The sequence below is a fragment of the Streptomyces sp. NBC_01635 genome (genome assembly GCF_045209715.1).
Taxonomy (GTDB): Bacteria; Actinomycetota; Actinomycetes; order Streptomycetales; family Streptomycetaceae; genus Streptomyces; species Streptomyces hirsutus.
Genome location: NZ_CP109277.1, coordinates 4,142,379 through 4,161,101, shown reverse-complemented (window position 1 = coordinate 4,161,101; position 18,723 = coordinate 4,142,379). Strand labels below are relative to the sequence as shown.

Genomic DNA, 18,723 nt, shown 5'->3' with positions numbered 1-18,723 from the left:
CAGGACCCCTCCGCCCCCTGATGCGGGCGGTGCCCGACCCGCCTGACCAGGACCGCTGGGCCTGGGCGGCGCCCACGATCGCGACCGTGCTCCTGACGGTCCTGGGGCCGGTGGCACTGCCGGCGGCGGCGATGTACGTCATGGCGACCGGCAGCTGCGGTCCCGACGACTGCTCGCAGGCCCTGACGACCGCCCTGGACGTGGTCCACCGGGGGACGGCCCTCGGCGGCGTCCTGACCTTCCGCGCCTGGCTCGTGTCCTGGCCGCTGCCGTGGAGGATCCGGTGGTCGGTTCCGCGTGCCCGGGCGGCAGCGCTCTCGCTGCTGCCGCCGCTGTTCGTCATCCTGCTGGTGTTCAACCTGCCCCAGGGCCGGCCCTCGCGCACGGCCGGCCCTCCCGCGGGGCTAGCTTTCCGTGAGGAGCTCGTCCGCGTCCATGATCCGGTACGCGTATCCCTGCTCCGCCAGGAACCGCTGGCGGTGGGCCGCGAAGTCCTGGTCGATGGTGTCGCGGGCGACGACGGAGTAGAAGTGGGCCTGGTGGCCGTCCGCCTTGGGGCGCAGCACCCGGCCCAGCCGCTGGGCCTCCTCCTGCCGGGACCCGAAGGTGCCCGACACCTGGATGGCGACCGTGGCCTCCGGCAGGTCGATCGAGAAGTTCGCGACCTTGGACACGACCAGGACGCTGATCTCGCCCTCCCGGAACGCGTCGAACAGCTTCTCCCGCTGGGCGTTCGACGTCTCGCCCTTGATGACGGGGGCGTTCAGGTGCTCGCCCAGCTCGTCCAGCTGGTCGATGTACTGCCCGATGACGAGGATCTGCTGTCCCGCGAACCGCCGGACGATCGCCTCCGTGACCTTCCGCTTGGTGGCGGTCGTCGCGCAGAAGCGGTACTTCTCCTCCGTCTCCGCGGTGGCGTACGCGATCCGCTCGGAGTCGGTGAGGTTGACCCGGACCTCGACGCAGTCGGCGGGCGCGATGTATCCCTGCGCCTCGATCTCCTTCCACGGCGCGTCGAACCGCTTCGGTCCGATCAGCGAGAACACGTCCGACTCGCGGCCGTCCTCCCGCACCAGCGTCGCCGTCAGACCCAGCCGCCGCCGGGCCTGGAGGTCCGCGGTGAACTTGAAGACGGGCGCGGGCAGCAGATGCACCTCGTCGTACAGGATCAGGCCCCAGTCCCGGGAGTCGAACAGTTCCAGGTGCGGGTAGACGCCCTTCCGGCGGGTCGTCAGCACCTGGTAGGTGGCGATGGTGACGGGCCGGATCTCCTTGCGCGTCCCGCTGTACTCGCCGATCTCGTCCTCGGTCAGCGAGGTCCGCTTCACCAGCTCGTGCTTCCACTGGCGGGCCGAGACGGTGTTGGTGACCAGGATCAGCGTGGTCGACTTCGCCTGCGCCATCGAACCGGCGCCGACGAGCGTCTTGCCCGCGCCGCAGGGCAGCACGACCACGCCGGAGCCGCCGTGCCAGAAGTTCTCCACCGCCTGCTTCTGGTACGGGCGCAGCGCCCACCCGTCCTCGCGCAGTTCGATGTCGTGCGCCTCGCCGTCCACGTACCCGGCGAGGTCCTCGGCGGGCCAGCCCAGCTTCAGCAGCACCTGCTTGATCTGCCCGCGCTCCGAGGGGTGCACGGCGACCGTGTCCGGGTCGACGCGGACGCCGACTAGCGGGGCGATCCGCTTGGAGCGCAGCACCTCCTCCAGCACGGGCCGGTCGGTGCTGGTGAGGACGAGACCGTGTGCCGGGTGCTTGAGCAGGCTGAGCCGGCCGTAGCGGTCCATCGTCTCGGCGATGTCGACGAGCAGCGCGTGCGGCACCGGGTAGCGGCTGTACTTCACCAGCGCGTCCACGACCTGCTCGGCGTCGTGGCCGGCGGCCCGCGCGTTCCACAGGCCGAGCGGGGTCACCCGGTAGGTGTGGATGTGTTCCGGCGCCCGCTCCAGCTCGGCGAACGGCGCGATGGCGCGACGGCACTCACCGGCCTGCTCGTGGTCGACTTCCAGGAGAAGCGTCTTGTCGGACTGGACGATGAGCGGACCATTCACGCGCGGCTGCCTTTCTGCGACGGGCTCGGCACGGGCACTGCAAGGCCAAACGTCCAGTTTGCCTGATCGCCCGTCCCCTGAGGGCCGGAGTGACGGCAGCCACAGGGACGGCAGCCACAGGGGCGGCGGACGACGCTCCGGCAGGAGACCGAATCCGCCGGCAGGAGACCGAATCCGCCGGCAGGAGACCGAATCCGCCGGCAGACCGACTCCCTCAGCAGACCGTGCCCGGTCCGGACGCCGTGGCGCGCAGCAGATCACGCACCAGGCCGAAGTCGATGCTCTCCACGTCCTCCGGCTTGCGGAACCGCAGGCAGCCCTTGCCCATGTCGTGCCCGGCCAGCCGGTCCTCGAAGGCCGCGCGGACGTCGCTGCGCATGAGGTAGAAGGAGACGTACCGCTTCTGTGAGGCGAAGGCGATCTCGGCCGTGCCGTCCCGCTCGTAGGCGGGCATGCCGTACGCCATCACCTCGGTGAAGCCCTTGAGTTCTTCCCCGCACAACCGCCGCAGCTCGGTCAGGGCGGCCCTGCGCCCCTCCGGGGCCTCGGAGAGGTAGCTGTCGACGTCCGCCGCCGTGCTCTGCGCCATGGGTGCAGCGTACGCGGGGAGACCCGCCCCGGACGGTGGAGTCCGCTCAGTTCTCTTCGTCCGCCAGTTCCGCGACCCCGGTGATCCGGTGCAGCGGGTACGTCCGCACCTCGTCGGCCGTGTGGTCGTACGCCGTGACGAAGCCGCCCTCGACGCGGACCGGGGCGATGACGCGCTGGCTGGCGGCGCCCTCCGCGTTCACGTAGCCGATCCACAGCGACTCGCCGGTGAGGACGGCCGCCTGCAGGGTGGCGAGGGTCTCGGCGGACCCGGTGCGCGGCAGCTCACCGCTCCCCGCCCCGGCGTCCGCCTCCCCGGCCTTGGCCTTGCGCGGGACGGTCGAGGCGAGGTCACCGGCGCGGACGGCGCGGATCGCCGCCGCGAGCAGCGTGTCGTCGGGCACCGGCGGCCCCTCCGGGACCGGCTCGGGTGCCGCGCGCGGCGGAGTGCGGCGGGCGTCGGCGCGGGTGATCAGGACGTCGCCCTCGGCGGACTCGGCGGCCGGCGCGAACCCCATCCGGCGCAGCCCCTCCAGCAGGCCGGCCGGATCGGCCTGCGCGGCCAGCACGGTCGGCGCGAGCCGGCGCAGGCCCAGTCCCGCGGCCCGCTTGTCGGCGAGGATCTCGTGCAGCATCGCGTCGTCGTCGCAGCGTACGTACGCGGAAGCCGCGCCCACCCGCAGATGCCCGTGCCTGCGGGCCACGTCGTCGATCAGATACGTGAGCGGCTGCGGCACCGGGGTACGGGAGTGCGTGGCGAGGAAGGCGTGCAGATCGGTGGCGGCCCGGCCGGCGTCCAGGGCACGGCGTACCGAGCCCGGCGTGAACCGGTAGACGGTCGCCCCGCCCTTCGACTCCACGTCCGCCAGCACCCCCAGCATGTCCGCGAGCGGCCGCTGGAGCGGGCCGGGCGCGACCGCCGTCAGGTCGGCCTGGAGCAGGACGTGGTCCAGCGGCTCGGGCAGCTGCGGGGCGAGCAGCCGGGCGGCGGCGGCGGACGCGGCGGCCTGCTCGGCGGGCGTGAGGGCGGTGAGGAGGGGAGAGGACGGGGCGGGGGAGTCCGGGGGCGGGATGGCCGGCCGGTGATGGACGGGGAGCCGGTCGCCCGGCCCGGTCGGTTCCGGCGACCGGTCCGTCCGCTCGGCGTGCGCCTTCGGCGCGGGCATCCCGAGCAGGGCCCGTCCGTGCGCGGACAGCGCGCCGCGGCCGGTGACGCCCAGCATCTCGGCCTCGGTCAGCGTCCACCGGGCGAGCCGCGAGCGCAGAGCGTCGCCCCCGCCTGTGCCCGAGCCCGTGGAACCGGAACCGGCGGCCCCGTCCGTCGCGCGCAGCGGCCGCTCCCACCGCAGCCGCTCCGTCACCGACCCGGCGTCCGGGGCCGCCCCCTCCGGCAGCCCCGCGAGCAGCGTCAGCACCCGGCGCCGTACCTCGGGCGCCGCCGACCGGTCGAGCCCCGGGCCCAGGGCCGACAGGGTGTGGTCCTTCGCGTCCCGCCCGCCGACCAGTCCCGGCGTCCGGGTCGCCGTCAGCCACGCCGCAGCCAGCGTCGTCCAGCGCTCGGCGGCGGGCCGCTCCCGCCAGGTGTCGTACGCCGGGGTCGCCGCGTACCGCTCGTCGGCCTCGCCGTCGGAGGCCAGCAGGCCGGCCGCATAGGCCAGTTCGACCCAGAACGCGGCGACCGGCTCGGTCACGTCCAGGGCGACGGCGGTTCGCTTCAGGTCCCGCAGACTCAGCCCGCCGGACCGCAGCACCGCCGGGCCGCCCTCGTCCCAGTCCTTCAGCAGCTCCTCGACGGTCGCCAGCGCCGTGTACGCCTGCCCGGCCGCCGTCGCGTCCACCACCTGGGGAGGGTGCGTGGCCGCGGCCCCGACCGGCGGCGGCACCGGCTCCACCGTCCGGTGCGCCCGCCCGCCGCGCAGATGCAGTGCCACCTCCCGCGGCAGGACGACCGTGCCGGGCGCGGTCGGCAGCAGCAGCCCCCGGTCCAGCAGGCGGCGCAACCGGGTCGCCGGATCGGCGGTGACCTGACCGTAGGGCGGCCCCCAGACCAGCCGCTCCAGCACCTCCAGCGACTCGAACGGCACCTCGGCCAGCAGCTCCGCCATCCGCTCCCGGTCCGTGAACAGCCCGGTCAGCTCCGCCACGGCGGAGACCGAGTCGTGCGTGGAGGGCAGTCCGACCGTCGTGACGATCTCCTGGATCCGCCCCGGGGACATCCCGGCCGTCGCCTCCCGCACGGTCGGGCCGAGGCCCGTCGGCGAGGGGTGCTGCGGGGAGGGGGAGAGCAGCTCACGGGCCGTACGGACCAGCCGCAGCCGGTCGTCGTCACCCCACACCAGCGCCTGCTCGCGCAGCGTCCGCACGGCACCCGGCAGCGCGGCGGGCACCGCACGGTCGCCCTCGTCGCCCGCCAGCAGCCCGAGCAGCTCGTCGTACGGCGCCGGATCCGCCGCCACGGCCAGCGCCTGCGCGGTCTGCAGCGTGAAAAGGTCCAGCCGGTCCAGGGCACGGACGACCGAGGCACGGGTACCGGCCCGGGTGGCCAGCTGGGTGAGGTCGGTGGGCACGGGCGTGACGAGGTCCGGCCGGCTGCGCAGGAGCGCGGCAAGCTCGGCGTCGCCCCGTCCCCGGAGCGCCTCCGCGAGGGATCGGGGGGCCGCCGCGGGCTTCTCCTCGGTGCTCATCCGCATCACCGTAGCGGGTGGGTGCGCCGGTGGGGTGCGTGGAGTTGGGCCGGGCGGCCGGACTCGCGGTACCGTCGTCCGACGTCGTCCGCCAACGCATCCGCCCCGGAGGGGACTTCGTGGGTATCGAGAGTGACCAGGTCGTCTACGAGTATCTGAGCCGCGTCGGCGACGTGGCCCAGCAGCGGCAGCTGCCGTCGGCGACCCGTATGCGTCTGGTCGCCGGCCTGCGGGACGAGATCGACCGGCGCCGGGCGAAGGCCGTCGTCGACTCCCCGACCGCCGTGCGCCGCATCATCTCCCGCATGGGCACCCCGGACGAGGTCGTGACGGCGGCCTCCACCGGCTCCTCCGGTTTTCCCGGTTCCTCCGGCTCCGAGGGGGCGGCCCGGGGGGCGGAGGGGAACGGGGGCGCCACCCTGGGCAAGCCCGAGTCCGAGCCCGCGACCGCCGCCGTTCCCGCCCAGCGGGCCGGCGACCGCGCCCAGCGGGCGAAGAACGTCCTGCGCCGTGCCGTCCCCCGCCCCCGCCCGGCCGGGGACCCGACCGCGGCCCCCGCCGGGCCGTCCGCACCGCACCAGGCCGGTATGGACGAACTCGGCGACAGCGCCGACCAGCCCGACTGGTGGCGGGTGGACAGCAGCCCCTTCGGCGTCGGCGACTCGGTCCCCGGCTTCATCGGCGGCGTGGAGATCCCCGAACTGCTCAAGGCCCCGCCGTCCAAGGACGCGAAGGACGGGAAGGACGCCGACGGCGCCGACGGGCCGGGCGGGAAGGGCGGGAAGGTGGCCGGGCCGTCCGTACCCGGCGCGCGCACCGCTCCGCAGGCCGACGGGGCCCCCGCCGCCGTCGAGGCCGGGGCGGGGAAAAGCGGCTCCGCCACCCGCCGCCGGCTCCCGCGCCTGCCGTCCGGCGGCTGGAGCAATCCCCTGCTCCTGGTCGCCGCGGGCCTGCTGGTCGTGGGCGCCGTGCTCGGCAACTTGTTCGCCTTGTTCATCGGCTGGGTCATCGTCTACGCCTCCCGCCGCCTCACCCGGGCCGAGATCAAGTGGGCGGTGATCGTCCTGCCCGGTCTCGCGCTCACGGGCGGAGCCGTCTGGCTCTGGGGCAGGACCGAGGAGCGCTGGGGCACCCCCATCGCCGACGGCACCATGGGCGACGCCGTCGCCGAGACCTGGCCCTGGGTGGTCCGGGCCGCGGCCGTCGCCTCGGCCCTGTTCCTGATCTGGCGCTCCCAGCGCCCCCGCTGAGCGGGGGCGCAACGCCCGCGGCCTGTTATGTGCGTGCACTGGGCACAATGGCGGGTATGGCCTCCACGACCGCTCTTCCGCCCACCGTCGGCTTCGACCTCGACATGACGCTCATCGACTCCCGGCCCGGCATCCGCGCCTGCTACCGGGCGCTCTCCGAGCGGACCGGGACCCCCATCGACGCCGATCTCGCCGTCACCCGGCTGGGGCCGCCCCTCGCGGACGAGCTGAGCAACTGGTTCCCGGCGGAGCGGATCGACGAAGTGGCCGACCTGTACCGGGCGATGTACCCGGCCTACGCCATCGCCGCCACGCCCGCGCTGCCCGGCGCCCGCGAGGCGATGGCCGCCGTACGCGAGGCGGGCGGGCGGGCCGTCGTCGTCACCGCGAAGCACGAGCCGAACGCCAAGCTGCACCTGGCCCACCTCGGCATCGAACCGGACGCCGTGATCGGCGACCTGTGGGCCGAGCAGAAGGCGCTGGCGCTGCGCGAGCACGGCGCGAGCGTGTACGTCGGCGACCACGTGGGCGACGTGCGCGGCGCGCGGGCCGCCGACGCGCTGGCCGTCGCCGTCGCCACCGGCCCCTGCGACCCCGCGGAACTGCGGGAGGCCGGCGCGGACGTGGTCCTCACCGACCTGACGGAATTCCCCGGCTGGCTCTCGGACCACGTGAACGGCCGGGACGACGGGGGCCGACCGGGTTACTTCCCGGCGGCACGCGCCTGACGGCGTCCCGCCGCGGCCGAGCGCAGCACGCCCGCGCCGGCCATCAGGAATCCGACGCCCATGAGCATGCTCAGTACGAACATGTACGTCGGAAAGGCCTCGATTCCGAGGAACAGCGGGGCCACCGTGACCAGAGTGGCCACGGCGCCGATGATGAACACGATGCCGCCGGCACGGACCAGACCGTCTCCGGGAGCCGGGGAATTCGCTTGGGTTTTGTCAGCCACCCGACCAGGGTAGTTCCTGGCCCGAGGGAACAACCCGGAGACAGTCTTGTCACCTGCCCGAAGACCATTAGCCTGGGGAGCGGCGGGTCACCGGGACCCGCCCGAGTGCTATCAAGAGCCGTTTTCAGAAGCAGTTTCCGACGAGTACGAGGACGAGGACAGACGTGCCTACCGGCAAAGTCAAGTGGTTCAACAGTGAGAAGGGCTTCGGCTTTCTCTCCCGTGACGACGGCGGTGACGTCTTCGTCCATTCCTCGGTCCTCCCCGCCGGACTCGAGACGCTGAAACCGGGCCAGCGCGTCGAGTTCGGCGTGGTCGCGGGGCAGCGCGGCGATCAGGCCCTGTCCCTGACCGTCATCGATCCGACCCCGTCGGTCGCCGCGGCCCAGCGCAAGAAGCCCGACGAGCTGGCCTCCATCGTCCAGGACCTGACGACCCTGCTGGAGAACATCACGCCGATGCTGGAGAGGGGCCGCTACCCGGAGCGCACCTCCGGGAAGCAGATCGCCGGACTCCTGCGCGCCGTCGCCGACCAGCTGGACGTGTGAGGGGACCCCGCTACGGGAACCGCAGCGCGTCCGGGCCGAGGGGCGGTACCAGTCCCTCGGCCGCCGCGCGCGTCAGCAGGCCCCGCACCGCCGCGTAGCCGTCCTCGCCGAGGTCGGCGGTGAACTCGTTGACGTACAGCCCGATGTGCTGGTCGGCGACGGCCGGGTCCATCTCCTGGGCGTGCTCCATGACGTACGGACGCGTCGCCTCGGGGTCGTCCCAGGCGGTCCGTACGGAGGCGCGGACCGAGTCGGCGAGCAGGGTCAGGGTCTTCGGGCCGAGGGACCGCTTGGCGATGATCGCGCCGAGCGGGATCGGCAGTCCGGTGGTCCGCTCCCAGTGCTCGCCCATGTCGGCGAGCTTGTGCAGCCCGTAGTTCCGGTACGTGAAGCGCGCCTCGTGGATCACGAGTCCCGCGTCGACCTTTCCGTCCCGCACGGCCGGCATGATCTCGTGGAACGGCATGACGACGATCTCGCCGATCCCGCCGGGCAGGGTGTCCGCCGCCCAGAGGCGGAAGAGCAGGTACGCCGTCGACTTCTCGCTCGGCACCGCGACCGTACGGACGCCCGGTCCCCCGAGCTCTCGGCCTGACTCGAGCAGGGAGGCGCCCCCATGTCCCTCGTCCCGCGTCAGCACCAGCGGGCCGCAACCGCGGCCGAGCGCGCCTCCGCAGGGCAGCAGAGCGTACTCGTCGAGGACGTAGGGGAGGGCCGCGTACGACACCTTCAGCACGTCGAACTCGCCGCGCTCGGCCATGCCGTTGGTGATGTCGATGTCGGCGAAGGTGACGTCGAGGGCGGGCGCGCCGGGGACGCGGCCGTGCGCGAGGGCGTCGAAGACGAAGGTGTCGTTCGGGCAGGGGGAGTACGCGATGTCCAGCGGCCGGTCACCGGTCGCGGACTGCTGCACGCCGGACGCGCCGGACCGGCCGGACTCGTCGGGCTCACGGGATTCACTGGTCATGCCGGTTCCAACTCTCCAGGACGGGCGCGAGCTTCCCGAAGCCCTCGGTGAGGGCCGTCAGGGCGTCGCCGATGCGCCAGGCGGCGCGGTCGCGCGGGCCGACGGGGTTCGACACCGCCCGGATCTCCAGCACGGGCACACCGTGCGCGGCGGCGGCCTCGGCGACCCCGAAGCCCTCCATGGCCTCGGCGAGCGCGCGGGGGTGCAGGTCGCCGAGGTGCGCGGCACGGGCCGCGGAGCCGGTCACCGTCGACACGGTGAGGACGGCGCCGGTGAGCGCGCCGGTCGCGGCGGCCACGTCACGGATCAGGGCGGCGGGGGGCAGGTGGGTGACGGTGCCGAAGCCGAGGGCGGTCACCGGCAGGAAGCCGTCCGCCGTCTCGGCGCCCAGGTCGGCCGCGGTGATCTCGTCGGCGACGACGAGCGAGCCGACCGGCGCGTGGGGCGCGAAACCGCCGGCGATCCCGGCCGAGACGACGAGGTCGTAGGGGCGGCCGGTCAGAGCGGCGGCGGTGAGGGCGGTGGCCGTGGAGGCGGCGGCGAGGGCCGGGCCGACACCGGCGGCGAGCACGTCGGGGCCGTCGGCGATCTCGACCACGGTCACTCCCGGCAGGGCGACCTCGTGCGAGGCCCCCGGGAACGCCCCGGCCACCGCGTCCCGCTCGGCGGGGACCGCGGTGGCCACGAGGATGCCGCCCCGGGCCCTCAGCCCCGTACGGGCGGGGGTCCCGGGTGCGGCGGACGTATCGGGGCCGCCGGGGCTTTTAGGGCTGCGCGGGCCGGCCGGGTCGATCAGGCGTCCTTCTTCAGACGGAAGGACCACAGGCCCGTGGCGTTGCTCTCGCCCTCCTTGACCGACACCAGGGTCGAGTTGCCCTGGGCGCCGTACTGGGCGTTGAAGAACACGCTGCCGGGGATGGTGCGGTACGTCTTGGTGCTGGAGTCGGTCAGCGGCTGGCCGTTCATCAGGATGGTCCAGCCCTTGTCCGCGATCTCCGGGTCGACACCGAAGCGCACGGTCTCGTCCGGGTCGACCGTGATCTCCTTGACGCTCTTGTCCTGCAGGCACTCGGTGACGTCGGAGGCCTTCAGCGCCTCGCCGTGGCCACCGCAGGTCGCCTCGGAGCTCACCGAGGAACTGCCGACGGTGAGGGTGGAGATCGCCGTCGGCTTGTCACAGGCCGAGAGGACGAGCAGTCCGGCGGATACGGCGCCGGCGGTGGCGACGACACGGCGGCGTCGCACGGCGCGGGCACTCGGAGCGGCTGCGCCGCGAGGCAACGTGGTCATGGACGAAAGGCTATCGGGCGCGCCCCGTCCGCTCCCCACGCGGGGGTACGGCGTGGCCGGAGCGTTACGCCACTCGCGCGCGGACGCCGCGCCGACGCCGTACCGAACCTCCGTCGTGCGGAACCTCCGTCGTGCGGCGGACGGGCTCACGCCACGCGCGCGCGCCCGGTGCCCCCTCCCTGCCGGGCCGAGCCGAGCAGGCCGCGCACGGTGGTCAGCCAGCCCGTGGCGACGATCGCGGCGCCCACCGCCAGGCCCAGCGACCCGATCAGCGGCATCGCGATGCCGATCGCCCCGCCGAGCACCCACGACATCTGGAGCAGCGTCTCGGAGCGGGCGAACGCCGACGTGCGGACCAGTTCGGGCACGTCCCGCTGGATCAGCGCGTCCAGGGACAGCTTGGCCAGCGCCTGCGCGAACCCGGCGACCGCGGCCAGGCAGGCGATCACGACCGCGCCGAACAGCGCCGCCGCGGTGATCGCCACGGCGACCACACAGGCGACCACCGTCACGATGATGATCTCCGGCGCCCGGGATCTCAGCGACGCCCCGACGGCCGTACCGAGCGCGTTGCCCGCGCCCGCCGCCACGCCCACCACGGCCAGGGACACGGCGGCGCTCTGCCCGCTCATCGGATGCTCGCGCAGCAGGAACGCGAGGAAGAAGATCAGGAACCCGGTCAGACAGCGGATCGACGCGTTGGCGGCCAGCGCGTGGGTGACGGCCGGACCGACCGTGCGCAGGCCGGGCCGCTTGACCGGCTGGAGGTGCGGACCGTGCAGATGCGTCTCGTCCGCCGCGAGCAGCGCCGTGTCCTCGCCCTTCGCGGAGTCCACCTTCGACGGCAGCGTGAACGACAGCACCGTCCCCGTCACGAACAGGACGAACGCCCCGTACAGCGGCCAGCGCGGGCCGATCTGGTGGAGTCCCGCGCCGATCGGGGCCGCGATGCCGGTGGCCAGCAACCCGCCGAGGGTGACCCGGGAGTTGGCCTTCACCAGGGAGAACGCGGGGGGCAGCAGCCGGGGCACGACGGCGCTTCTGACCACCCCGTACGCCTTCGAGGAGACCAGCACGCCGAGGGCGGCCGGATACAGCTGGATGCCGCCGGTGACGACCGCCCCGGACAGGACCAGGGCGAGGACCGCGCGGGCGAGCATCGCGCCCGCCATCGCGGCCCGGCGGCCGTGCGGGAGGCGGTCGAGGAGCGGGCCGATCACCGGGGCCAGGAGCGTGAACGGGGCCATCGTGATGGCGAGGTAGAGGGCGACCCGGCCACGGGCCTCGTCCGTCGGCACGGAGAAGAAGACGGTGGACGCGAGCGCGACGGTGATCATGACATCGCCGGCGCCGTTCACCCCGTGCAGTTCGATCAGTTTGCCGAGCCCGGACTCGCCGGCGCCGTGCGCATGGGTGGCGCGGCGGATTCCGCGCGCGGTCCCGGTCACCGGGGAGCGCAGGCCGCGCCCGAGCGCACGCAGCGGACTACCCGTCCGGCCCGTCCCGACGCGTCGGCCCTTTCCCTTCACCCTGACCCCGTTCGCCTCACCGGTCCCGGTGGCGCCCTGGGGTGTCCTCGCGGTAGCCACGACGTTCATAGTGCCCCGATATGGCGGTACGTAGTGCCGTAACCATGGTGACGGCTCCGACGCGTGCCGCTGTCCGGCGCAACACCGCACCGGCGCAATGACTGCCGACCACCCCGCTGGGTACCCGCCACGCCGATGAGGTACGGGTGTGACGGCTGGTGCGAGGTGCCGTGGACCGGGCGGATTCCGGCGCGGGGCGGCCCGAGAACTACCGTCGGTGTAGGCCATACGCACGTGAGAAGGTAGCGTGCGTATCTCAGCCATCCCGCAGAATGGATGGAGGCGCGCCCGAGCACGAATAGGCGCGGACGTCGACGCGGTCCTGCGGTCCGCTCCGTCCGTCCCCGCGCTGGGAGTTGCGCACTCGTGAGACGGCGTAGGAGAGAAGCGATACCTGTGAGCGCAGCGACAACGCGAAGCCGCACCCCCGACCGCCTGTGCGCCGAGGCGGTCGACCTCGCCCGTGCCGCCGCCGAGGAGGCCGCCGCGCCCGGGGTCGTCGGAGAGCACGAAGGGCTCGTCTCCGAGGGCGACCGGGTCGTCACCCACTTCTTCGCGTGCCGCGAGCTCGGCTACCGGGGCTGGCGCTGGGCCGTCACCGTCGCCCGCGCCTCCCGCGCCAAGATCGTCACGGTGGACGAGGCGGTCCTGCTGCCCGGCCCCGACGCGCTGCTCGCACCGGAGTGGGTGCCGTGGAGCGAGCGGCTGCGCCCCGGTGACATGGGCCCCGGCGACCTGCTGCCCACCGACGCCGAGGACCTGCGCCTGGAACCCGGCTACTCCGGCGAGGACGAGCCGGCGCCGAACTCCACGGTCTCCGCGGAACTCGCCGAGCTGGTCGAGGCGGAGGACGCCGAGGTCGCCGGGGTCGCCCCGGCCGACCTGACGATCGCACCCGCCCGCGGATCGATCGCGTCGGTCGCCGAGGAACTCGGCATGCGCCGGGCCCGCGTCCTGTCCCGCTACGGCCTGCACATCGCCGCCGACCGCTGGGAGGAGGCGTTCGGCGCCAAGACCCCGATGGCGCAGGCGGCCCCCGCGGCCTGTGTCAGCTGCGGCTTCCTCATGTCGATCGGCGGCTCCCTGGGCCAGGCCTTCGGCGTGTGCGCCAACGAGTTCTCCCCGGCCGACGGCCGCGTGGTCTCCCTGTCCTACGGCTGCGGCGGCCACTCGGAGGCCGCGGTCATGCCCAAGCCGCCCCAGCCCCCGGCCCCGGTCATAGACGAAACCCGCGTCGACCCGTTCCCCCTCCGCCCGATCCCCGACTCCGGCTCGGTCCCGGCGACGGAGGACGCGGCGTCTGCGGAGCTGGGGCACTCGTAGGGGGTGCCCCTCTCCCGCGAACCGGCCGCGTTGTCAGTGACGCGGCGTACGGTGCGGGGTGATGGGCCGGACGGAGATCGACAGGGACTCGCGGTCATGGGGGTGGGTGGGTCGGACAGGCCCCGGCAGCCGGCTCGGGCCTGGAGATGTCATGCCGTGTCTTCACCCCCCACTTCGCGTACGTCCGTGACGGGAATCCCGGTTCCCCATTCCTTCAGGGACGCTTGACCACCTGATTTCGGCACCGGGGTCCGCAGCGTCTTGGAGCGTGCCGTCTCAGAAGCCCAAGTAGGTGATCTGGATGACGTAGACGCGCTGGCTGCGTACGACGATCTGGTACGTGAACATTCCGCCGGGGACGACCATGCTTCCTCCTGGCGGGTCGTCCCCGGCATGTGCGCGGCCGTGCAGGTGTTGTGCTTCTGCCGCTCTGACCAGCTCGTCGGCCTTGCGGGACACTTCGGCGAGGAAGGCGGGTGGCGCGGTGCGGGCGGCTTCCTCCGCGCCGAAGGCGTACTCCCAGGTCCAGCTCAAGCGCGTACTGCTTCCATGGCCTCGTCCAGGACGGTGCTCAGCTCCCGCAGAGCCTCATGAGCCACGGCGGCGTCCTCGTGTTCCAGGTCGGCCTTGGCGTGGACGTAGCGGGTGGCGAGGTCGGGGCGGCGGGCGATTTCGATGTCCCGGGCCCAGGCCAGGACCCAACTGCGTACAGGGCTGAGAGACTGCCATTCAACGGCCTTGGCGAAGGCCTCGTCCTTCGTCCGCTGCATCTCCGGCAGACGCCCCGGGGCGACCACGGCGAGGGCGGCTCGCAGGGCGTCCGGGGTCTGCTCGGGGCGGGGAGCCAGCTCATGCCCGTGTTCGGCCTGTGTGCTCATGGAGTCCTCCCGGGAGTGCACAGGCCAGGTTAGTCGCCTGGGGCGGCCGGGGGGCTGGGGCGCGAACATCAAGGTGAGTTTCTCCCGTTCAAGAGGGGGCGTGGCCATTGCTTGCGGCTGCGAGGCAGTCGGGGCAGCGGGACCGGGATTCGGGGGCACGGAAGCCGCGGTCGCAGCCGTCGCAGTTGCGCATGCGGTGCCACTCGGCCGGCGGGTCGGCCGGGGCGCGGAACGGGGGTGGGGGCGGGAGTTGAGCGGTGAGGCGGTGGGCGAGGAGCGCGGCGGGGCGGCGTACGCCTTCGGGCGGGAGGTCGGTGGCCAGGGCATGGCGTACGGCGGCGGGGGCGACCTCGTGTTCGAGCCAGGCGGCGACGCCGGGGGCCAGGTGGTCCGTGTCGCAGGCGGAGAGGAGGAAGCCGGGGGCGTGGTGGTGCAGGCCCGTGAGCAGGTCGGCGGCCTGCTGGAGGAGGGCCGGGGCGGCGCAGGCGGGCTGTGGTACGGAGGAGAGGGGGCGCTTCATGCGGGGCTTACGGGGTTCGTGGGGTGCGCGAGGGGCTTCGCCCGGTGGGGCGAGGGCTCCTCGGCCGCGGGTGGTGGGGGCGGCGGAGTCGCGGGCTCCGGGTGGGCGTGGGAGGGGCGGGCGGCCCCTGGCTGGTTGCAGGAGACCGTGCGGGTGACGATGCGGCCGGTAGGGGTGCGGTGGAGTTCGCGGCGGAGGTGGCCGTGGGCCTCGAGCTCGCGGAGGGCGGCGGCGATACGGGTGGAGCCCTCGTCGAAGCGGGCGGTGAGGGTCTTGATGTCGCTGCGGGCCCCGGTGGGGAGGGACTGGATGTGGCAGGCCAGCCCGATCGCCAGGAGGGAGAGTTCCCGGTGCTGGGCGAGGTGGTTGCCGATCACCGTGAAGCGGGTGGTGTGGCGGGTGTTCTCGTGGACGACGCCGGCCGTGGGGTGCGCGGTGGGGCGTACAGGGGGTCGGCGGGTCGCCCAGGAGTGGAGCCGATCGGCGCCGTCGGCTGACTGGGCGCGCGAGGGCGCGCTAGGGTTTTGGATATCCATCGGGAAGGTGTTCGCTTCCTTGTTGGTCAGGCCCTCGCACTGGGATGCCAGTCCCGGCGGGGGCCGAAGTACGTCCGCGGCCGGTGATCGGCGATCAGCGGCTTGGTCTGCGGTTGTCGCGCTGAGCGTAGGGGTGTGGGGGGTCCGGAAATCCAGCCCGACCGGTGATGTTCACCCGCCCGAGTGAGTTTGGGAGTTGGCCTCCGGATGGGAGGAGGGGTGGGGTTCGGTGGGGTTCTTTCTCCCCCGTGTTTCTTTGGAAAAGGCGCCCGAGGCACCGGAGCTCAAGAAATCGGGTTCCGGTGTGGTGAGGCGCAGTTCGGCCCAGACGATCTTGTGAGGAAAGCGGCCTTCGGTTACGCCCCAGCGGTCGGCGAGGGCTTCGACGAGGAACAGACCTCGGCCGGACTCGGCATCGAGATCGGGCACTTGTGCGTGTGACTCGGGAATTCGTTCGCCCCGAGTGTCGGTGACTTCGACGCGGAGGGTGTCGGCGACGACGTAGAGCGTGAGCCGGAAGTCGCGTCCCGGTACGCGGCCGTGGGTCGCCGCGTTGGAGGCCAGCTCCGCGATGATCTGACGGGCCGGGTCCATGGGCATTCCCCAGGAGCGGAGTTGTTCCGCTCCGAGCAGGCGGGCGAGGCGGGCGCCGCGCGGAGTGGGGGAGAGCCGCACGTTGAAGTTGCGGACGGGAGTCGCCGGTTCGGCGGTTTTCTGATTCATGTCACTCAGCGTGCCCGTGCGTGCGTACCGTGAGTGGTGACTCAGCGGGTGCGTATGGTCACTGTACGGAGCTTGTCCGGTGCTGTCCGGACGGTACGGACCACGTGCGCGGGTAGGCCGTCGAGTGCACGACAGGCGGTTCGACGGAGAGGCGCGACATGACGGTCGAGGCAGAGGCGGGTCGGCTCAAGACGGAGGCGGACGAGCCGGGTTGGGAGGTGGACCCGGACGACGAGTGGGGCGTCGCGGTCATCACGACCGTCGGGCGGCAGCTGAAGCTGCGCCGCGAGGCGGTGGGCATGCGGGCCGGCGAGTTCGGGAGGACGGTCGGGTACGGCGAGGACATGGTGTACAAGATCGAGGGCGGTAAGCGGATTCCTCGACAGGAGTACCTGGACCGGGCCGACGAGGTGTTGAGCGCAGGTGGGCTCATCGCGGCGGCCTGGGAGGACGTCAAGAAGGTCCGGTACCCGAAGAAGGTGCGGGAACTGGGGAAGCTGGAGGCCAAAGCGGTTGAGATCGGCATCTACGAGTGCAACAGCGTCCATGGGCTGTTGCAAACGCCGGAGCACGCTCGCGCGCTGATGGGGGCGGCACAGCCGCCGTACTCCTCGGATGACGTGGAGCGCATGGTGGCTGCTCGCCTGGCTCGGCAGACCGTGTTCGAACGCGACCCGGCGCCGTCGATCTACTTTGTCCTGGAAGAGACACCGTTGCGCCGACCGGTTGGAGGCACAATGGTGTGGCAGCGTCAGCTCGAACGTCTGCTGGAGGTGGGGCGGTTGAACCACGTCACTCTTCAGGTGATGCCGACGAACACCGATGCTCATCCGGGTGTGGACGGCAAGATCGAGTTGCTGAAGTTCCCGGACGGCACGGCCGTGGGGCGTTCCGACGGCGCGTTCAACGGTCGGCCGACCGCTGAACCCAGGGACTTGCGCATTCTTGAGTTGCGGTATGGCACCATCCGGGCGCAGGCTCTCCCGCCGAGAGAGTCGCTCGCCTTCATCGAACAACTGCTGGGAGAGACATGATCCGTAAGGCCTCCGCCAGGGACGCCTCTGAACCGGCGTGGTTCAAGAGCAGTTACAGCAGTGGCACGGACGGCAACTCCTGCGTTGAGCTCGCCGTTACTCCCGGCACCGTGCACGTCCGCGATTCCAAGAACGCCGAAGGCCCCCGCCTCGCCTTCGCCCCGGACACATGGACGTCCTTCGTCCCCTACGTGTCCGAGGGCTGACCGCTCCCCGCCGTGTCCGCCCGCTCATCGAAACCGCCCGCCAGCAGAGCGCCGTAGCGGCTCGGGCGGGCGGGGATGCCCCGGGTGCGCAGCAGGTGCCAGAGCAGGGCCTGGTTGCTGGCCACGACGGGGAGGCCGAGCCGGTCCTCGATGTGCTGCAGTTGGTCCGCGACGCGGATGCCCGCGCAGCTCAGCAGTACGCCGTCGATCGTCGACGGGTCGAGTGAGGTGGCGAGGCCGAACCAGCTGCCGGGTTCGATCATGGCCTGCTCGACCGGCGTCGCCCTCGGTAGGCCCAGGTGGGTGACGACGTCGATGCCGTGCGACCGGAGGAACTCCCGCTCCGCCTCGACGACCTCGTCCGGATACGGCGTCAGCAGAGCGGGCCGGCGGACACCGGCGGCCCGAAGTGCCGCGAGCACCGCTTCGATCGTGGTGACCGAGTCGATTCCGGTCGCTGCGCCGATTCGCTCCCTGATCCGGTCCGGCCCCACGAGCAGGGTCGCGGCGGTGCAGTTGACGGCGATGACGTCGACGTCGGCGTCCGCAAGGAGCCGGGCGTGCCGCTCCAGGTTCTCGACCAGACCGAGGTCGTCGGCGATGCCGGTGTTACGGAACGGCAGGCGGGTGGTGAGGAACTGCACGCCGTCGGGAGCCATCAGCTGGATCTCGTAGTCGCACAGCCCGCCGGACGGATACAGGTGGCCGATCCGGGCGAGGTGGCCGAACCCGAGGCTCACCCGGCGACCCCCGAGCCCGCCGTCGGGGCCGGGACGTCCTCGTCGAGGTGGGAGGCGACCAGCTCGGCGAACCGGGCCGACTGGTCGACCATGGGGGAGTGGCCTGCGCCGGGCATCTCGATGGAGCGGGCCGTGGGGATACCCGCGGCGAGTACGGCGGCGTGCTCGGCGGTGCGTGCGCAGTCCTCGCTGCCGCGGACCACCAGCGTCGGCGCGGTGATGCGTTCGAGGCGGGGGCGGAGGTCCAGCTTCCGTGCCGCGCCGAGGACGGCCGCGAGGTACGCCGGGTCCGTCCGCAGCACCGCCTGGACATAGGTCTCCCAGGTCGGGGCGTCGGGGCGGCCGGTGAACAGCATGCCGACGGTGTCCTCGGCCGCGGCGCGGGAGGCGGCCCCGCCGTCGCGACCGACCTCGATCCACCGGTCGACGGCCCGGGCGAAGCCGGGGAGCGCGCCGTCCGTGCTCGCCCCCGTGCCGACCAGGACGAGGCGGCGCACGCGCTGCGGCACCGTGGACGCGATGACCTGCGCGACGATCCCGCCGACCGAGTTGCCCACCACGTCGACCCGGTCGAGGCCCTCGGCGTCCAGCATCGCCACCACCGCGTCGGCGAGGGCGGCCGGGCCGGCGTCGGCGGACCACTCGCCGGCGGCGGGCGAGTAGAGGTCGACGGCGTAGCACGGGCGCCCGGCGAGGTGCTCCATGGTGGAGGTCCAGAACTGCCAGCAGCCGAACCACGGGTGCAGGAACACGACCGGTGTCCCGTCGGCGGAGGGTTCCGTCACGTGGTAGGAGAGTGACGTTCCGGGCAGGGGGGTCGTCCGGTGCTGGGTGTACATGGCTC

General features: G+C 72.9%; 20 protein-coding genes and 1 pseudogene. 6 read left to right on the top strand and 15 right to left on the bottom strand.

What is annotated here, in order from left to right:
* Positions 1 to 404: 404 nt before the first annotated feature.
* The 3 genes from OHB56_RS19280 to OHB56_RS19270 all read right to left on the bottom strand — a co-directional run bounded on the left by OHB56_RS19280 (position 405) and on the right by OHB56_RS19270 (position 5,320).
* Positions 405 to 2,048, bottom strand: a complete 1,644-nt coding sequence (locus OHB56_RS19280) for a DNA repair helicase XPB (RefSeq protein ID WP_326753402.1) — start codon at positions 2,046 to 2,048, stop codon at positions 405 to 407.
* Between the two features lie 214 nt (positions 2,049 to 2,262).
* Positions 2,263 to 2,637: an iron chaperone gene (locus OHB56_RS19275; RefSeq protein WP_406354666.1), complete on the bottom strand. Its 375-nt coding sequence runs from the start codon at positions 2,635 to 2,637 to the stop codon at positions 2,263 to 2,265.
* 46 nt (positions 2,638 to 2,683) lie between these two features.
* The gene (locus OHB56_RS19270) at positions 2,684 to 5,320 is read right to left on the bottom strand and encodes a helicase C-terminal domain-containing protein (protein ID WP_406354665.1); all 2,637 of its coding nucleotides are present in this window, start codon (positions 5,318 to 5,320) and stop codon (positions 2,684 to 2,686) included.
* A gap of 119 nt (positions 5,321 to 5,439) precedes the next feature.
* Here OHB56_RS19270 and OHB56_RS19265 point away from each other — a divergent pair, with 119 nt between their 5' ends.
* Both OHB56_RS19265 and OHB56_RS19260 read left to right on the top strand, forming a co-directional pair.
* Positions 5,440 to 6,570: a hypothetical protein gene (locus OHB56_RS19265; RefSeq protein ID WP_406354663.1), complete on the top strand. Its 1,131-nt coding sequence runs from the start codon at positions 5,440 to 5,442 to the stop codon at positions 6,568 to 6,570.
* A gap of 56 nt (positions 6,571 to 6,626) precedes the next feature.
* Positions 6,627 to 7,298 (top strand): HAD family hydrolase, encoded by a 672-nt coding sequence (locus OHB56_RS19260; protein ID WP_406354661.1) that lies wholly within the window; start codon positions 6,627 to 6,629, stop codon positions 7,296 to 7,298.
* Here the strand turns inward: OHB56_RS19260 and OHB56_RS19255 are convergent.
* Entirely contained in the window at positions 7,274 to 7,525 is a 252-nt protein-coding gene (locus tag OHB56_RS19255; RefSeq protein ID WP_326753397.1) for a hypothetical protein, read from the bottom strand. The genes OHB56_RS19260 and OHB56_RS19255 overlap by 25 nt on opposite strands.
* Positions 7,526 to 7,689: 164 nt before the next feature.
* Here OHB56_RS19255 and OHB56_RS19250 point away from each other — a divergent pair, with 164 nt between their 5' ends.
* A complete protein-coding gene (locus OHB56_RS19250) occupies positions 7,690 to 8,073 on the top strand; it encodes a cold-shock protein (RefSeq protein WP_042169034.1) in 384 nt (127 codons plus the stop codon).
* A gap of 10 nt (positions 8,074 to 8,083) precedes the next feature.
* On the opposite strand, the gene OHB56_RS19245 is transcribed toward OHB56_RS19250, so the two are convergent.
* From OHB56_RS19245 to OHB56_RS19230, 4 genes are all read right to left on the bottom strand, one after another.
* Positions 8,084 to 9,040, bottom strand: a complete 957-nt coding sequence (locus OHB56_RS19245; RefSeq protein ID WP_406354659.1) for a 1,4-dihydroxy-6-naphthoate synthase — start codon at positions 9,038 to 9,040, stop codon at positions 8,084 to 8,086.
* Positions 9,030 to 9,725 (bottom strand): futalosine hydrolase, encoded by a 696-nt coding sequence (locus OHB56_RS19240; RefSeq protein WP_326753396.1) that lies wholly within the window; start codon positions 9,723 to 9,725, stop codon positions 9,030 to 9,032. Before OHB56_RS19240 ends, OHB56_RS19245 begins: the two co-directional genes overlap by 11 nt.
* A 107-nt stretch (positions 9,726 to 9,832) precedes the next feature.
* Positions 9,833 to 10,330 carry a DUF2771 domain-containing protein gene (locus OHB56_RS19235; RefSeq protein ID WP_326753395.1) on the bottom strand — a complete coding sequence of 166 codons (498 nt, stop codon included), beginning with the start codon at positions 10,328 to 10,330 and terminating at the stop codon, positions 9,833 to 9,835.
* A gap of 146 nt (positions 10,331 to 10,476) precedes the next feature.
* Positions 10,477 to 11,919 carry an MFS transporter gene (locus OHB56_RS19230; protein ID WP_326753394.1) on the bottom strand — a complete coding sequence of 481 codons (1,443 nt, stop codon included), beginning with the start codon at positions 11,917 to 11,919 and terminating at the stop codon, positions 10,477 to 10,479.
* A gap of 396 nt (positions 11,920 to 12,315) precedes the next feature.
* Here OHB56_RS19230 and OHB56_RS19225 point away from each other — a divergent pair, with 396 nt between their 5' ends.
* Complete coding sequence (locus OHB56_RS19225; RefSeq protein ID WP_326753393.1) at positions 12,316 to 13,242, top strand: DUF3027 domain-containing protein; 927 nt, start codon at positions 12,316 to 12,318, stop codon at positions 13,240 to 13,242.
* 276 nt (positions 13,243 to 13,518) lie between these two features.
* Here the strand turns inward: OHB56_RS19225 and OHB56_RS19220 are convergent, their stop codons facing one another.
* From OHB56_RS19220 to OHB56_RS19200, 5 genes and pseudogenes are all read right to left on the bottom strand, one after another.
* Entirely contained in the window at positions 13,519 to 13,776 is a 258-nt protein-coding gene (locus OHB56_RS19220) for a hypothetical protein (RefSeq protein ID WP_326753392.1), read from the bottom strand.
* Positions 13,773 to 14,120 (bottom strand): hypothetical protein, encoded by a 348-nt coding sequence (locus tag OHB56_RS19215; protein ID WP_406354657.1) that lies wholly within the window; start codon positions 14,118 to 14,120, stop codon positions 13,773 to 13,775. The genes OHB56_RS19220 and OHB56_RS19215 overlap by 4 nt, the downstream gene beginning before the upstream one ends.
* An 88-nt stretch (positions 14,121 to 14,208) precedes the next feature.
* Positions 14,209 to 14,640, bottom strand: coding sequence for a hypothetical protein (locus OHB56_RS19210; RefSeq protein WP_406354655.1), 432 nt, complete (start codon positions 14,638 to 14,640; stop codon positions 14,209 to 14,211).
* A complete protein-coding gene (locus OHB56_RS19205; protein WP_406354654.1) occupies positions 14,637 to 15,176 on the bottom strand; it encodes a hypothetical protein in 540 nt (179 codons plus the stop codon). The genes OHB56_RS19210 and OHB56_RS19205 overlap by 4 nt, the downstream gene beginning before the upstream one ends.
* 288 nt (positions 15,177 to 15,464) lie before the next feature.
* Positions 15,465 to 15,899, bottom strand: a pseudogene (locus tag OHB56_RS19200) (ATP-binding protein); the annotation flags it as partial.
* Between the two features lie 158 nt (positions 15,900 to 16,057).
* Between OHB56_RS19200 and OHB56_RS19195 the strand changes: the two are divergent.
* Both OHB56_RS19195 and OHB56_RS19190 read left to right on the top strand, forming a co-directional pair.
* A complete protein-coding gene (locus OHB56_RS19195; protein ID WP_406354652.1) occupies positions 16,058 to 16,933 on the top strand; it encodes a helix-turn-helix domain-containing protein in 876 nt (291 codons plus the stop codon).
* Complete coding sequence (locus OHB56_RS19190; protein WP_326753388.1) at positions 16,930 to 17,139, top strand: DUF397 domain-containing protein; 210 nt, start codon at positions 16,930 to 16,932, stop codon at positions 17,137 to 17,139. Before OHB56_RS19195 ends, OHB56_RS19190 begins: the two co-directional genes overlap by 4 nt.
* Here the strand turns inward: OHB56_RS19190 and OHB56_RS19185 are convergent.
* Both OHB56_RS19185 and OHB56_RS19180 read right to left on the bottom strand, forming a co-directional pair.
* Entirely contained in the window at positions 17,121 to 17,879 is a 759-nt protein-coding gene (locus OHB56_RS19185) for an aspartate/glutamate racemase family protein (protein WP_326753387.1), read from the bottom strand. The genes OHB56_RS19190 and OHB56_RS19185 overlap by 19 nt on opposite strands.
* Complete coding sequence (locus tag OHB56_RS19180; RefSeq protein WP_388439171.1) at positions 17,876 to 18,718, bottom strand: alpha/beta fold hydrolase; 843 nt, start codon at positions 18,716 to 18,718, stop codon at positions 17,876 to 17,878. Before OHB56_RS19180 ends, OHB56_RS19185 begins: the two co-directional genes overlap by 4 nt.
* Positions 18,719 to 18,723: the final 5 nt, after the last annotated feature.